General features: G+C 68.8%; 15 protein-coding genes. 6 read left to right on the top strand and 9 right to left on the bottom strand.

Annotation, left to right across the window (positions count from 1 at the left end; translation table 11 throughout):
- Positions 1 to 58: 58 nt before the first annotated feature.
- From AC1DSZ_RS00715 to AC1DSZ_RS00700, 4 genes are all read right to left on the bottom strand, one after another.
- Positions 59 to 835, bottom strand: a complete 777-nt coding sequence (locus AC1DSZ_RS00715; RefSeq protein WP_476836489.1) for a glutamine amidotransferase — start codon at positions 833 to 835, stop codon at positions 59 to 61.
- A gap of 68 nt (positions 836 to 903) precedes the next feature.
- Positions 904 to 2,403: an ABC transporter substrate-binding protein gene (locus AC1DSZ_RS00710; RefSeq protein WP_476836488.1), complete on the bottom strand. Its 1,500-nt coding sequence runs from the start codon at positions 2,401 to 2,403 to the stop codon at positions 904 to 906.
- Between the two features lie 34 nt (positions 2,404 to 2,437).
- The gene (locus AC1DSZ_RS00705) at positions 2,438 to 3,307 is read right to left on the bottom strand and encodes an ABC transporter permease (protein WP_476836487.1); all 870 of its coding nucleotides are present in this window, start codon (positions 3,305 to 3,307) and stop codon (positions 2,438 to 2,440) included.
- Complete coding sequence (locus AC1DSZ_RS00700) at positions 3,304 to 4,248, bottom strand: ABC transporter permease (RefSeq protein ID WP_476836486.1); 945 nt, start codon at positions 4,246 to 4,248, stop codon at positions 3,304 to 3,306. The genes AC1DSZ_RS00705 and AC1DSZ_RS00700 overlap by 4 nt, the downstream gene beginning before the upstream one ends.
- A 66-nt stretch (positions 4,249 to 4,314) precedes the next feature.
- On the opposite strand from AC1DSZ_RS00700, the gene AC1DSZ_RS00695 reads away from it, so the two are divergent.
- From AC1DSZ_RS00695 to AC1DSZ_RS00675, 5 genes are read left to right on the top strand one after another with little or no spacing between them, the layout of a single operon-like run.
- Complete coding sequence (locus AC1DSZ_RS00695; protein ID WP_476836485.1) at positions 4,315 to 5,382, top strand: ABC transporter ATP-binding protein; 1,068 nt, start codon at positions 4,315 to 4,317, stop codon at positions 5,380 to 5,382.
- On the top strand, positions 5,379 to 6,491 hold the full coding sequence (locus AC1DSZ_RS00690; protein ID WP_476836484.1) for an ABC transporter ATP-binding protein: 1,113 nt from the start codon (positions 5,379 to 5,381) through the stop codon (positions 6,489 to 6,491). The genes AC1DSZ_RS00695 and AC1DSZ_RS00690 overlap by 4 nt, the downstream gene beginning before the upstream one ends.
- A complete protein-coding gene (locus tag AC1DSZ_RS00685) occupies positions 6,488 to 7,696 on the top strand; it encodes a PfkB family carbohydrate kinase (RefSeq protein WP_476836483.1) in 1,209 nt (402 codons plus the stop codon). Before AC1DSZ_RS00690 ends, AC1DSZ_RS00685 begins: the two co-directional genes overlap by 4 nt.
- A 33-nt stretch (positions 7,697 to 7,729) precedes the next feature.
- On the top strand, positions 7,730 to 8,572 hold the full coding sequence (locus tag AC1DSZ_RS00680) for a BtpA/SgcQ family protein (RefSeq protein ID WP_476836482.1): 843 nt from the start codon (positions 7,730 to 7,732) through the stop codon (positions 8,570 to 8,572).
- Positions 8,569 to 9,486 (top strand): PfkB family carbohydrate kinase, encoded by a 918-nt coding sequence (locus AC1DSZ_RS00675; protein ID WP_476836481.1) that lies wholly within the window; start codon positions 8,569 to 8,571, stop codon positions 9,484 to 9,486. The genes AC1DSZ_RS00680 and AC1DSZ_RS00675 overlap by 4 nt, the downstream gene beginning before the upstream one ends.
- On the opposite strand, the gene AC1DSZ_RS00670 is transcribed toward AC1DSZ_RS00675, so the two are convergent.
- From AC1DSZ_RS00670 to AC1DSZ_RS00650, 5 genes are all read right to left on the bottom strand, one after another.
- A complete protein-coding gene (locus tag AC1DSZ_RS00670) occupies positions 9,487 to 10,365 on the bottom strand; it encodes a CsgG/HfaB family protein (RefSeq protein WP_476836480.1) in 879 nt (292 codons plus the stop codon).
- An 80-nt stretch (positions 10,366 to 10,445) separates the two neighbouring features.
- Entirely contained in the window at positions 10,446 to 10,898 is a 453-nt protein-coding gene (locus AC1DSZ_RS00665; protein ID WP_476836479.1) for a curli assembly protein CsgF, read from the bottom strand.
- Between the two features lie 5 nt (positions 10,899 to 10,903).
- Entirely contained in the window at positions 10,904 to 11,392 is a 489-nt protein-coding gene (locus AC1DSZ_RS00660; RefSeq protein WP_476836478.1) for a hypothetical protein, read from the bottom strand.
- A 44-nt stretch (positions 11,393 to 11,436) separates the two neighbouring features.
- Positions 11,437 to 11,763: a curli-like amyloid fiber formation chaperone CsgH gene (gene csgH / locus AC1DSZ_RS00655; RefSeq protein WP_476836477.1), complete on the bottom strand. Its 327-nt coding sequence runs from the start codon at positions 11,761 to 11,763 to the stop codon at positions 11,437 to 11,439.
- Positions 11,764 to 11,833: 70 nt separating this feature from the next.
- Positions 11,834 to 13,057: a curlin gene (locus AC1DSZ_RS00650; protein ID WP_476836476.1), complete on the bottom strand. Its 1,224-nt coding sequence runs from the start codon at positions 13,055 to 13,057 to the stop codon at positions 11,834 to 11,836.
- Between the two features lie 522 nt (positions 13,058 to 13,579).
- Between AC1DSZ_RS00650 and AC1DSZ_RS00645 the strand changes: the two genes are divergently transcribed.
- Positions 13,580 to 13,984 (top strand): hypothetical protein, encoded by a 405-nt coding sequence (locus tag AC1DSZ_RS00645; RefSeq protein ID WP_476836475.1) that lies wholly within the window; start codon positions 13,580 to 13,582, stop codon positions 13,982 to 13,984.
- The last annotated feature ends 87 nt before the right edge of the window (positions 13,985 to 14,071 follow it).

Here is a 14,071-nt window from a genome sequence, read left to right as displayed (position 1 = left end):
CCTTTGCTCTGGATCCCCTTCCCGCGCCTTCGGCGCGCCGGGGATGACGGTGCAGGGTTTACCGCTTCCCGGCGCAGAGCCAGTCCAGCAACCCCGTCCAGAGCGGGCGGAAGCCGTCCCAGGCAAGGAACTCGTTGGGGAGCCAGTGCGGGCCGATGTCGGTGGTCCAGGCGGCCGTGCGGCCCTGGCCGTACTGGCCGACGGCCAGCAGAGGGTGGCCGCCCTCGCCGTCCGGCAGCGCCAGCAGCACCTGCGCGTCGGGCTTGGCCACCACCTCGTTGACGCCCAGCACGTAAGGCAGCCCGCCCGCAACGCCGCCCAGCGCCGGGTGGCCGGCCCCGGCCGCGGTCACCACGGGGTCGACGCCCTCGGGCATCTCGATGCGGTCATCATAGGGGTGGATCGAGACGGGCAGGACGTCCTCGACGGCCGTGCCGCGGAAGCGCGCCGCGCCGTTGATGCCCTGGAAGCTCAGATAACCGCCCACCATCACGAGCCCGCCGCCCCGGCGCACATAGTCGCGCAGCAGCTTCAGGCGGTTCGGGAAGCGGCGGGAATGGATCCACACATCCGGCGGCAGCAGCAGCGTGTTCGCGCCGATGTCGGACAGGATCACGGCGTCATAAGCGTCGAACGCCTCCGGCGTGGAGGGAAACTGCTCCGCCGCGATATGGCAGGGCATGTAGTCGAAGGCGTAGTCACCGCCCGACAGCGCGGCCATGAACGGGTCCGCGCCGCGATGGTGCGTCACGGAGGCGAACTGGTCCCAGCCCTTGATGTGAACGGCCGTGGAGGTCCAGCTTTCGCCGGCGAGAAGGATCTTTTTGGTCGACATGGTTCCTCGATCGGACAGGCCCCTCCGGCCCGCCGCCGCGAGGCGGGGGCCGAAGGACTCGTGAGTATTTACTTGAACTTGGCGAACTGCAGCCGCAGCGCGCCGTCGGGGTATTGCATCCAGTCGAGCCCCGCCACGGAGGCCTGGATGGTGGCCGGGAAGGTCAGGAACAGCATCGGCGCATCAGCGGCGATCTGCTTCTCGGCCTCGTTGTAGAGCTTGGCGCGCTCGTCCTGGCTCGGGACGCCGCGGGCCTTCACGAGCAGGTCTGTGACGGCGTCGCTCGCGTAGCCGGCGAAGTTGTTGGGGCCGGTCTTGGTGAAGTAGTTGAACATGTTGCCGTCCGGATCGGACCGGCCCGACCAGGGCGACATGCACAGGTCGAAGTCCTTCTGGCGCAGCACCGTGATCAGGCTGGTGGCGTCGATCTGCTTCACGTCCACCTTGAACCCGGCCTGGTTGGCGAGCGCCTGCAGCACCTCGGCGGTGCGCACCTGCGCGGGCGAGTTCGTCACCGTGATCGAGACCGGAACCGGCGTCGTCACGCCGGCCTCGGCCAGCAGCTTCTTGGCGCCGGCCGGGTCGGCCTTGGGCCGCGTCGCGTTCTTGTCATAGGCCCAGCTAATCGAGGGCGGGATGGGGCCATAGGCCGGCGCGCCCGTCCCGAAATACACGGCCTTCTGCACGGCCGTCGGGTCGATCGCCATCGCGAAGGCGCGGCGCACCTTGGCGTCGTTGAAGGGCGCCCGGGTGGTGTTGAACGAGAAGGCATTGAAGCCGAGCCCATCCGTCTGCTTCACGCTCAGCGAGGCTTCGCGGGTGAGCTGGCCGACCGTCTGGGCCGGCACGCCGTCGACGAGTTGCACGGTGCCGGAGCGCAGGTTCGTCACCCGCACGGTCTCGTCCGCCATGGGCCGGAACACGACGCGCTCGATCGGGGCCGCGCCGCGCCAATAGCCGGGGAAGCGCTCCAGCACGAGCTCGGCGTTCTTGGTCCAGCTCACGACCTTGTAGGGTCCCGCCCCCACCGCCTTTGTGGCGAAGTCCGCCCCGAGCGACTTCAGGGCGGCCGGCGACACCATCATGCCGGCGCGGTTGGCCAGCACCTGCAGGAAGGGCGCATAGGCGGATTTCAGCTTGATCGTGACGGCGAGCGGTCCGGTAACCTCCACCGAGTCGATGGGCCCGAGTTCGCTGCGGCGGGGCGATCCCGCGGCCGGGTCGAGCATGCGGTCGAAGTTCGCCTTCACGGCGGCGGCGTCGATCGGCGCGCCATCATGGAAGGTGAGATTCGGCTTCAGCGTGAAAACGTAGGTGAGCGGGTCGGGCGTGGCCACGCTGGCGAGGCCCGGCTCGATCTTCAGATCGGGGGTCATGTGCACGAGCGGCTCGTGGATGTTGTACTGCACCGACAGCTCAAAGAACGACGCCATCTGGGCCGGGTCGAGCGTCACCGGGTCCGACACGATGCCGACCGTGAGCGCCTTCTTGTCCTGCGCGGCCGCCGGCTGCGCCAGCCCTATCGCCAGGATCGCGCCCATTCCGGCGCAAAATGTACGTCTCAGCATCGTCAAGTCCCTCCAGACCAGTACAGAAAGCGGTTCAGCGAACCTCGCGCGGATCGAAGCGATCACGCAGGCCGTCGCCGAGCAGATTGAAGCCGAGCACCACGACAAAGATCGCGAGCCCCGGAAACCAGGCGAGCCACGGGCCCATGTCGAGGAACCCGATGGCGTTGCGCAGCATGCTGCCCCAGGTCGGGGCCGGCGGCTGCACGCCGAGGCCCAGAAATGACAGGTAGGATTCGGTGATGATCGCAGAGGCAAACAGCAGCGAGCCCTGCACGATCAGCGGGGCGGCGATGTTTGGCGCGATCGTGCGCGCCAGGATGGCCCAGGGCCCGAAGCCGAGCGCCCGCTGCGCGTCCACATATTCGAGCTCGCGCACGACCATGGTCTGCGCGCGGGCGATGCGGGCGAACACCGGCAGGTTCACGACCGCGATGGCCAGGATGGCGTTCTGCAAGCTCGGGCCGAGCACGGCCGTGATGGCCAGCGCCAGCAGGATGCTCGGAAACGCGAACACCACGTCCATGACGCGCATGATCAGCGTGTCGGTCCAACCGCCGAAGAAGCCGGCCGCGAGCCCCGCCACCGCGCCGACGATCAGCGCGCCCACCACGCTGAACACGCCCACCAGGATGGAGGCCCGTGCCCCGTAGATGATGCGCGACAGCACGTCCCGGCCGAGATCGTCCGTGCCGAACCAGTGCGTGGCCGAGGGCCCCGACAGGATGGCGGTGAAGTCCGGCAGCTCCGGGTCGAACGGCGCCAAGGCGGGCGCGGCCACCGCCAGCACCACGGCGAGCAGCACCAGCGCGGCCCCGAGCGTGGCGCGCGGATCCTGCGCGAGCGCCCGGCCCAGCGAGGCGCGCCGCGTCGCGACGGCGGGCTCGATCGCGGCCGCGCTCATGCGACCCTCATGCGCGGGTCGATCAGCGTGTAGATGAGGTCCGTCGCCAGGTTGATCAGCACGAACAGCGTGGCGGTGAGCAGCACCGCGCCCTGCACGACGGGATAGTCGCGGGCGAAAATGGCGTCCACCGTGAGCTTGCCGATGCCCGGCCACGCGAACACGGTTTCGGTGATCACGACGCCGCCGAGCAGCTGCCCCATCTGGATGCCGAGCAGCGTCACGATCGGGATCTGCGCATTGCCGAAGGCGTGCCGCCAGATCACGCGCGACGGCGCGATGCCCTTGGCGCGGGCGGTGCGCACATAGTCGGCCCGCAGCACCTCCAGCATGGAGGCGCGCGTCATGCGCATCGTCGAGGCCGCCAGCGCGGCCCCGAGCGTCAGCGCCGGCAGCACGAGCGAGCGCAGAAAGCCGCCCATGTCGGCCAGCGGCGATACATAGCCGGAGGCGGGCAGGATCGGGAAGGTGATCGAGAAGGTCAGGATGAGCAGGATGCCCAGCCAGAAGCTCGGCAGCGACAGCCCGCACAGCGCCACGAAGGACGCCACATAGTCGGCTGCCGTGTTGCGGCGGGTAGCCGCGATCACGCCGGCCGGGATCGCGATCACGAGCGAGATCGCGAGCGCGGCGGCGGACAACAGCGCGGTCGGGCCGAGCGCCGAGGCGAGCAGCGGCAGCACCTCGCGGCCGCCCTGGATGGAACGGCCAAAGTCACCCTTCAGGAGCGCCGCCGCCCAGGAGAGATATTGCATCCACAGGGGCTGATCGAGCGCCAGCTTCGCCCGCAGCGCCGCGATGGCGGCGTCGTCCGCCTCCATGCCGAGCAGCGCCACGGCGGGGTCGCCTGGCACGAGCCTGATCAGCAGGAAGGCGACCAGCGACGTCCCGAACAGAATGGGGAGAAGGCTGGCGAGCCGTCCCAGAAGGTAGCGTCCCATGGTGTTCGAAGCGCCCTTGAACCGGTTCAATGGTTCTGATACTCGAAAATGCAACCGCGGATGTCAATGCGGTCGCTGCACTTCAAGCGTGAGAAACTTGCCCGCATGGCGCCGGACAGCTCCGCCCTTCAACCCCTCGACGAAGCGCCCCGGCCGTCGGCCGGCCCCGGCCGCATTCTGGATGTCCGAGGCCTCCGGGTGGGCTTCGGCGGCCCAGCCATCGTGGATGGCGTCGACCTCGCGATGGCGCCTGGCGAGCTGCTGTGCCTCGTCGGCGAATCGGGCTCGGGCAAGAGTCTCACCGCTCTTTCGGTGATGCGCCTCCTGCCGCCGGGAGCGCGCCTCTCAGCCGACCGCTTCGCGTTCGACGGGCAGGACCTCGCGAGCGCCTCCGAGGAAGCCATGAACCGCCTGCGGGGCGACCGCATCGCGATGGTGTTCCAGGAGCCGATGACGTCGCTGAACCCCGTGATGTCGGTCGGCGACCAGATGACCGAGATCCTGGAGGCGCATCGCGGCCTCGGCCGCAGAGCGGCGCGGGATGTTGCGCTCGCGATGCTGCGGCGGGTCAAGATCCCCGACCCCGAGGCGCGGCTCGACGCTTATCCGCACCAGCTCTCCGGCGGCATGCGCCAGCGCGTGATGATCGCGATGGCGCTGATCTGCCGCCCTGCCCTCCTGATCGCCGACGAGCCCACCACGGCGCTCGACGTGACCATCCAGAGCCAGATCCTCCATCTGCTGGACGAGTTGCGCGCGGAGCTCGGCGCGGCGGTGCTGTTCATCACCCATAATCTCGCGCTCGTGGCCGAGATCGCCGACCGCATCGCGGTGATGTATGCAGGCCGCATCGTCGAGAGCGGCAGCCGCGCCGACCTGTTCGCCGATCCCCAGCACCCCTACACGCTGTCGTTGCTGGCCGCCTTGCCGCGCGAAGAGGACGTCGGTCGGCCGCTGACGGCGATCGACGGCCAGCCGCCCGCGGCAGGGCAGATGCCGGCCGGCTGCCGCTTCGCGCCGCGCTGCCCGTTCGCGGTTGAGAAGTGCCGGGCCGCCTACCCGCCTCTGGCCGAGCTGGCGCCCGGCCATGCGGTCGCGTGCTGGCGCGCCCCGCTGGAACGGAACGTCGCATGACCGCGCCGCTGCTCGATGTCCCGCCTTTGCTAGAGGTCCGTGGGCTTAACAAGATCTACCGCTCCGGCGGCGGCTTCCTGCGCGCGCCACGCGAGGCGCAGGTCGTGAAGGATGTCGGCTTCACGGTGGGCCGGGGCGAGGTGTTCGGGCTTGTCGGAGAGAGCGGATCGGGCAAGACCACGATCGGCCGGATGCTGCTGCGCCTCACGGAGGCGGATTCGGGCGAGATCCTGTTTGACGGGCAGGACGTGCGCGGCCTCGCGCCCGCCGCGCTGCGCGGCTTCCGCCGCCGGGCGCAGATGATCTTCCAGGACCCGTTCGCATCGCTCGACCCGCGCGTGCGCGTCGGCGACGCCATTGCGGCGCCCATCCGCCTCCACGGCCTGCGGCCGGCCGGGGCCGTGAAGGACCGCGTGGTCGAATTATTGGATATGGTCGGGCTCTCGGCCGCCCACGCCGACCGCCACCCGCACGCCTTTTCGGGCGGCCAGCGCCAGCGCGTCGCCATCGCGCGGGCGCTCGCCGTGGAGCCGGAGCTGATCGTCTGCGACGAGCCGGTTTCGGCGCTCGACCTCTCCGTGCAGGCGCAAGTGGTGAACCTGCTCGCCGACCTCAGCGCCCGCCTGGGCGTCGCCTATGTGTTCATCTCGCACGACATGGCGGTGGTGCGGCATCTCGCGTCGCATGTGGGGGTGCTGTACGCGGGCAGGCTCGTGGAGACGGGGCCGGCCGCCGCCGTGCTGGGCGCACCCCGGCATCCCTATACGCGCATGCTCCTGGCCGCCTCGCCGCGGCCGCATGCGGCGGGGCGGCGCGAGCGCGCCGAGGCGACGGGCGAGCCGCCGAGCCCCTATGGGCGCGAGCCCGGGTGCCGGTTCGCGTCGCGCTGCCCGCACGCGATCGCGGCCTGCCGGGCCGCCGAGCCCCCGCTCGACGCCTACGCGGACGGCGCGCGCCTGGCGGCTTGCATCCGCGCCGCCGAGCTCGGGCCCGAGACCGCCCCTGCGGCCGAGGGCGCGCCCTCGCCCGCCTTCCAGACCCGCATGGCGCTCCTGCGCGCCGCCCGCGCCGACATGCGCGGGGCGGCAAGCCCGGACGCGCCGGCGTGAGCGGGGGCCCGCCCACCATCTCGGACGTGGCGCGCGTCGCGGGCGTGAGCAAGGCGACCGTGTCGCACGTGCTGAACGCGCGCGTCTACGTGCGCCCGCACACGCGAGACCGCGTGCTCGCCGCCATCCGGGCGCTCGACTACGCGCCCGCCGAGACCGCGCGCTCGCTCACGGCGCGCAAGCGCTCGGCCCCGCGCGCCGACGCCAGCGTCCCGCGCCTGACCACGGTCGGCTATGTGAGCGTGGATTACGTGGCGCGCGTCGCCCGCCTGCCCGAGCGGGAGGAGCGCCTGCAGGCGCGCGGCATCCTGAAATCCATCGGCGGCCCCGCCGCGAACGTGGCCGCGATCGCGGCGGGCGTGGGCGGGCCGTGGCCGGTGGCGGCGTCCATCATCACGTCCATCGGGGCCGATCAGGAGAGCGACTGGGCGGCGGCCGAGCTGGCCGCCCGGCGGGTGGATCTCCTCGCGTCGCGCGAGCGACGCCAGGGGCGGCTCGACCGGGCGCTGGTGCTCGTGGAGGCGGATGGCCGCCGCACCATCGTGAACGAGCCCTCCAGCCTGGCGGAGGTCGACGTTCGGCGCTTCGTGGACGAGACCGAGACGGACGGCCTCACCTGGTGCCTGCATCTCGAAGGGTTCCAGGCTCCCATCCAGATCGAGGCGCTGCGCGAGGCGCGCCGCAAGGGGTTCCGGACCAGCGTGCAGGCGACCGGCCTGCCGCCGGACTGGACCGCCGCCAACGCCGAGAAGCTCTTTGCGAGCGTCGACGCCCTGTTTCTGCATCGCGAAACGCTGGCCGCCATCCCGGGCTGCCCGGAAACGCCCGACGAAGCCCTCGCATGGCTGGCGGCGCGCGCCGCCGACGCTCCGGCCGGCGCGTGGCCGCAGGTCGTGACGCTGACATTGGGCGCCCAGGGCGCCGCGGTTGTGACCCGCGAGGCCGGCGGCCAGCGCGCCCCCGCGCCGGATGTCGCCATGGTGGACAAGACCGGCGCGGGCGACGCCTTCGTGGGCGCCTTCCTGGCGTTGTGGCTGCACGGCTGCGACCCGCTGGACTGCGCGCGCGTCGCCTGCGCGGCCGGCTCGCTGGCCGGCACCAGCTTCGGCGCGCAGGAGATCCGCCCCGCCGCGGACGAGCTGGCTGCGCTGGCCGGCGTGCCGCTGCCCGGCGTCGCGGCGACGCCCGCTCTTTCGTCCACCTGACCCCCGCCCCCTCGCCTCACCCCGGAGCCTGCGTTGTCCCAGTCCGTCTACAAGCCGAAATCCAACGTGGTCGAGCGGCTCTTTGGCCGCCGCAAGGCCGTGATCGGCGTGATCCACGCTATGCCGCTGCCGGGCGCGCCCAACTATGACGGCGAGCCCGTGGAGCGCATCTACGAGCACGCCTGCGCGGAGGCGCAGCGCTACGCCGAGGGCGGCGTCGACGGCCTGATCGTCGAGAACCACGGCGACATCCCGTTCGCGAAGCCCGAGGAGCTCGGGCCCGAAACCGCGGCCGCCATGGCGGTGATGACCGACAGGGTGCGCCGCGCCGCCGGTCTGACGGTGGGGGTCAACGTGCTCGCCAACGCGGCCGTGCAGGCGATTGCGGTCGCCAAGGCGTCGGGCGCGAGCTTCGTGCGCGTCAACCAGTGGGCCAACGCCTATGTGTCCAACGAGGGCTTCATGGAGGGCAAGGCGGGCCTTGCCGCCCGCTACCGCAACAATCTGCGCGCGCGCGACATCGCGGTGTTCGCCGACGTGCACGTGAAGCACGGCTCGCACGCCATCATGGCGGATCGGTCTCTGACGGAACTTACCCGCGACGCGCAATTCTTCGACGCCGACGCGGTGATCGTCACCGGCCAGCGCACCGGCGACAGCGCGAAGCTCGACGAGCTCGAGACCGTGCGCGACGCGAGCTCCCTGCCCGTGATGGTGGGCAGCGGCGTCAACCCGGACAATGTCGCGGCCATCCTGGGTTTTGCGGACGCCGTGATCGTCGCGAGCGCGCTGAAGCATGATGGGGGCTGGTGGAACGAGGTCGACCCCGCCCGCGTCAAGGCGTTCATGCGGGTGGTGCGCGAGGCGCGCGGGTGAGCCGCGTCTTCGTTCTCGGCAACGCGACGCTGGATTGCATCCAGACCGTGCCGCGCCTGCCCGCGCCGGGCGAAACGCTGCTGGCCGACAGCCTGCTGCGCTGCCCGGGCGGCAAGGGGCTGAACCAGGCCATTGCGTGCGCCCGGACGGGCGCTGAGACTGTTCTGATCGCCCCGCTCGGCCGGGACGCCGACGCCGCGGTGCTGACCGCCGCCGTGGCGGCCGAGCCGGACCTCGCGCCGCGCTGGATCAACAGCGCCGCGCCGACGGACTACTCGGCCATCTGGGTCGCGGCCGGCGGCGAGAACATGATCGTGAGCAGCGCCGCCGCGGCGCGTGGAATGGCAGAAGGCGACGCCATCGCGGCGCTGGCCGAGCTGCAGGCGGGCGACATCCTGCTGCTGCAGGGCAACCTCACGCGCGAGGTCACGATCGCGGCGGCCCGCCTCGGCCGGGAGCGCGGCGCGCTGAACGTGCTCAACACCGCCCCGATCGCGTGGGACATGGCCGAGGCGCTCCCGCTGTTCGACATCGTGATCGCCAACGCCGTGGAGGCGGCCCAGGTCACCGGGACGGACGCCCGCATGGCCGCGGCCGTGCTCGCACCCGGGCCGGGGCGCATCGCGATCGTGACGCTCGGCCGGGACGGGGCCGTGATGGCGCGGGACGGCGTGCTGACGCCCGTCGCCGCGCCGCGCGTCAAGGCCGTGGACACGGCGGGCGCGGGCGACGTCTTCGTCGGCGTCTTCGCGGGCGCGCTCTGCCGCGGCGCCGCGCCCGACCGCGCCATGCGGGCAGCGACCGCAGCCGCCGCGATCGCGGTGACGCGCCCGGGCACCGTGCCGTCCTTTCCGAGCAGAACCGAACTCGCGCCCCTGCTGGCCGAGCGCGAATCCGGGCGACCGCCGGCGTGATCAGCCCGCCGCGGCGACGACCTCGTCCGAGCCGTCCGTCAGGCCGTTCTCGCGCTGGTAGTCCTCGATCAGCCTTTTGCCGGCGGCGCGGTCCTGGAACTTCCACAGGCCCTGCCGCGCGCCTTCGATCACGGTGGCGTAGACGGCGAGGTCAATCGCCTGGCGCACCGCGAACTGCGTCGGCTCGCTGCGGGTGACGCCGGCCTCGGCCTCAAACAGCTTGTTCAGGGCCACGAACTTGTAGGCGCTGCCGCTGATCCCGATCGAATAGATCGTCTTGGTGGTGGTGACGGAGTTCAAGACCTCGCCCGACTGCACCGAGACGATGCGCATGCCGACCGTCACCATGTCGCGGCGGTACTTCACGTCGCCGCCGACGCCCAGGTATCGCGCGCCCGCTCCCCCGGTCATCGTGTTGGCGTCATAGGCCAGGATGCCGCCTTCCACGATGAGGCCGGCGAACTTGATGGGCGGCAGCGGCCGAGCGCCTTGGCCCTCGAATTCCTGGCGCGTCGCCCGGATGAGCTGGCGCTCCTGCAGAAGGTTCGGCAACCCGCTGCGCTCGACGATGGAGAACCACGAGCCCTTGCCGGCGCGTCGGAACGCGTCCACCGCGAAGGCGACGCCGCCCTGCGTCACGGCGCGCGAGTATTCGGCGATGGTGTCGCTCGGCTTGTTCTGGCCGGTCAGGTCCGGAAAGGCATAAAGCGCCACATAGACCTTGCGGTCCGGAGCCGGCAACTGCTCGAGGCTGAGACGCACGGCCGTTTTCGGCGTCAGCGTCGGCGCCTGCTCCAGAACGTCCGGCATGCCCGGCGCGGCGCAGCCGCCCAGGAAAGCCGCGACGGCGACAACGATGGCCCCACTCAAAACGCGCATTCGTACTTGTTCCCGGCCAAAGAACCCCGCGGGCGCGCCGCTGCACGCGCCTGTGGCGGCTCTGTATTGTGTGGAGACGATCAGATGCCCGCCGGCACCGTGATGGTGGTGACGCTCTGCCCATCGTTGATGGTGAGCTGGACGTTCGGGCCGACGCGCACGTAGTTGATGGTCGTGCCCTCGAAGCTGAACGTCCCGGACTGCTGGGCGCCTTCGCCGAAGATGGCCTGGGTGATCTTGTTGGCGAGCGAGCCGTAGAGCTGGCTCTGCAACTGCCGGGCGAAGATCTGGCCCGGGGTCTGCGAGCCCACGCCGCTCGCCGTCGTGGCCTGGTTGCGCAACGATTGCTTGCGCTGGATCTCGGTGTTCTGCAGCTGGCCCTGTGAGGTCAGAAACGACCCATTCAGCGGGCTGCCGCCAAAGTTCGGGTTGGCCGGCTGGTAGACGAGGCTGCCGGCGAATGTCGGCGCGCTGACGATGAGCGCGGCCATCAGGGCCACGCGGCCGCAAGCGTCGTGGAGGAAGCGTGTCATTGCGATCACCTGACCTGCGTGACCGAGATCGACTGCCCATTGCCCACATGCTGAAGCGTGTAGCTGGAGCCGGCCCCGATCTGGGTGTTTGAAATCGTGTTGTTATTGCCCGCGACGGCGACGCTGGCCGTGTTGCCGGCGCCGTTCTGGACCGTGGCGAGGCTGTTTTGCGTTCCGGTCGCCGACAGGTTGGAAACATTGTCGCGACCGTTCTGGACCTGGCTGGTGACGTTGCCGTCGCCCGTTGTCGAGACGTTGGCCCGGTTGCCTGTTCCGTTCTGCTGGACCGTGGCGCGCTGGGTGACTCCGTCCACCGCTCCACCCTGCGTTCCGAAAACGGTGTTTGCCGAAGACGCGGGACCGAGCGGGGCGGCATTGAAGCTCGGCGCCGGAGCGTAGCTGTGTGCGGGAGAGCGCGCGCCGGACCGCGAGTTCGGCTGGATCTGGTCGACATAGACCTGCGCCTCGGCCATGTCGGCGGACGCCATGATCATCAGGCAGATCGCTCCTGCATACCGCAGTGCATTATTATACATTGTCATTCACTTCCGCCCGCGTGTTTAGAGCAGACTACTTCTTGCCCGGCTATGTCAAGCGTTAGACGTATTTCGAACGATACTCCGTTTTCATGGTTAAAGCCGACATGTCCGAGCGCCACTATTTGTCCGGGAGAAGCCGAGAACGTTCCCTGTTGCTTCAGATTGGCCGAGCCTGACGCACTGGTCTTGATCACCGTGAGGCGATAGGAACCCTCCACAGCGCTGTTCGCTGTCAGGACGCCCTGGAACAGCAGCCCGTGATCCACGGTCTTCCGCTCGATCGCGCATGTAACGATGGGGGGCGGCGCGGCGACGACCAACGGCATGGACGTTCTCCGGCAAATGGAAACATAGAAAAGAAGGGCGGATCCTTGGACCCGCCCTCCCGTTAAGCCCTTAGTGCTGCGAGATCGACGCCATGTTGCCAGAACCGTTCTGGCTGTAGTTGGCGACGTTGCCCGAGTTGGTCTGGTTGACGGTCGCCATGTTGGCGGCGCCGAAGCCGCTGTTGTTCTGCACGCCCGTGATGGTGTTGCCGTAGCCGGTCTGGGTCAGCAGAGCCGTGTTGGCGCCATCATACTGGGTGGTCATGATCTGGTTGCTCGTGCCGTTCTGAAGAGCGGTCACCGACGCGCCCAGCGCATTGCCGTACTGCACGCTGTTGAACAGGTTGCCGTCGCCGCCCGTCTGGGTGACGGAGACGGAGCCGTTCGTGCCGTACTGGGCGTTATAGGCGCGGTTGCTCGTGTAGGTCTGGTTGAAGACCAGCGAGTTGCCGCTGCCGCCCTGGGTGTTGGTCAGGAGCAGCGAATTGCCGTTCTGCACGCCGTTGCCGATGTTGCTCGAGCCGGACTGATAGTTGTAGATATTATTCGCGTCGCCGAGTTGGAGAATCGGCGTGTCCTGCTCGAACAGGTTGTTGGTAACGCCGAACGAGTTGCCGAAGCCGCTCTGGTTCGACATGAACACGCTTCCGGAGCCCTGCTGGTTGACGCCGAGGCCCTGCTGTCCGCCCGACTGGGCGATGTTGATCTGCAGACCATTGCCGATCTGCGCATTGACGTTGACATAGTTGATGCTGTTGCTCGTGTCCTGGTTGACCACGACCGAGCTGTTATGGAAGCCGGCCTGGCCGACGTTCTGGCGCACGAAGGTCTGGCCGAGGGTGCCGGTCTGGGTCACCGAGACGCCATTCGACGCGCCGCCCTGGCCAATGTCGAACGCATTGCCATTTCCGTTTTGGGTGAGTTCGATCACGCTGCCGTTAGCGGAGCTATCCTGAGCAAGGCGAGCATAATCGGACGAATTGTTCCAGTCCCACCCCGTCGTCGTCCCGTGCTGGCCGTTGTTGTTGCCGCTCTGCTTGATCTCGATGCGGCTGCCGACGCCATCCTGGTACGCATTGGCGAGGTTGTTGTTGCCAGACTGGTAGCCGCTCGTGGCGACGCCGATCGAGTTGCCGGCATTCGTCTGATTGACCGTGAGCGTGTTGCCCGAACCGCCGCCCTGGCCGAAGGCCTGGCCGTTGGAGCCGACGGCGTTGCCGACGCCGCTCTGGCTGATCGTGGCGCTCTGCGAGTCTGCGCTCTGATTAAGATAAACCGTGTTGCTGTCCGCCATGGCGGCCGTCGCCAGGAGCGAGGCGGCGAGGCTGGTCGTTACGAGCAAATACTTCCTAGACATAGGACTAACCCTTCCCTGATCACCAACGCGACGCGTGACGCGTCGTTCTCTTGTTGCGCGCCTTCCCCGCAGCCCTGAGCCCAGCGGATAAATTTAACGGCAACTTAATGACGCTAGGAGAGTTGTTTTTATCTGGCAATACGTTTTGTTAGGCTATTTTTAACATCTAATACGTTCGGACTACTGCGAATGACTGGAATTTTATCATCATTTCCAAATGTCATGGCCAATCACAAAAATTGTCTACAGTTTTCGATCCGCAATTCTGCGCTCTGCCGGTTTTAATTGATAAATGTGGGCTATTCCTGGGTTTTACCATGTTTCCAGTCTTTTGAGTTGTGCGCTGCAGCATCTCTGATTCGTTTCCATGAAACGTCGACCCGCGAAAACTTGTAAGACTTGGCGCTTGCGGCTTAACGCCGTCGTTCATAGGCTGTGGCCAATCCCCGGAGAATCTTCGTGCTGCGACGCGCCACGCTTCTTTGCCTCGCCTTGGCGGCGGTCGGCTTCCAGCGCTGCCCTGCAGCAGCCGCACAGGGCGCCGCACCGGTCCATGGCGCCATCGTGCTTGCCCAGGCGAAGCCCGGCACGGCGCATGACTGCACGCGGTTGACCGAGCCGCTGGCGCTGCGCGATTGCCTCGACCGGGCAGAGGACCAGCGGCTTCAGCCGACATCCGAACCCCCCATCGCTCCAGGCCGCATCCCGGATGCGCTGCTCAAGGCCGCCGGGCCGGAAAGCGCGCGGTCCGGCCAGGCCGTCCGCGAGAAGACGCCCCACGGCGGGCATGCGGGCGCGCCCCGGGACGGCGTCAGGGTCGATCAGGTCAAATCGCCTCTCCGCCCGTTGTCCGAGCCGCCATGACGGCTGCAACCTCCAGGGACCTTCGCCGATGCGCCTGCCTCACACTGTCCGGCCCAGCCGCTGGCTCGCCTCTGTTTCCGTTTGTGC

It is taken from the genome of Alsobacter sp. P4_H11 (assembly GCF_056400925.1).
Note: the sequence above shows the minus strand (reverse complement) of the source record. Positions and strands in the feature narration are given on the sequence as shown.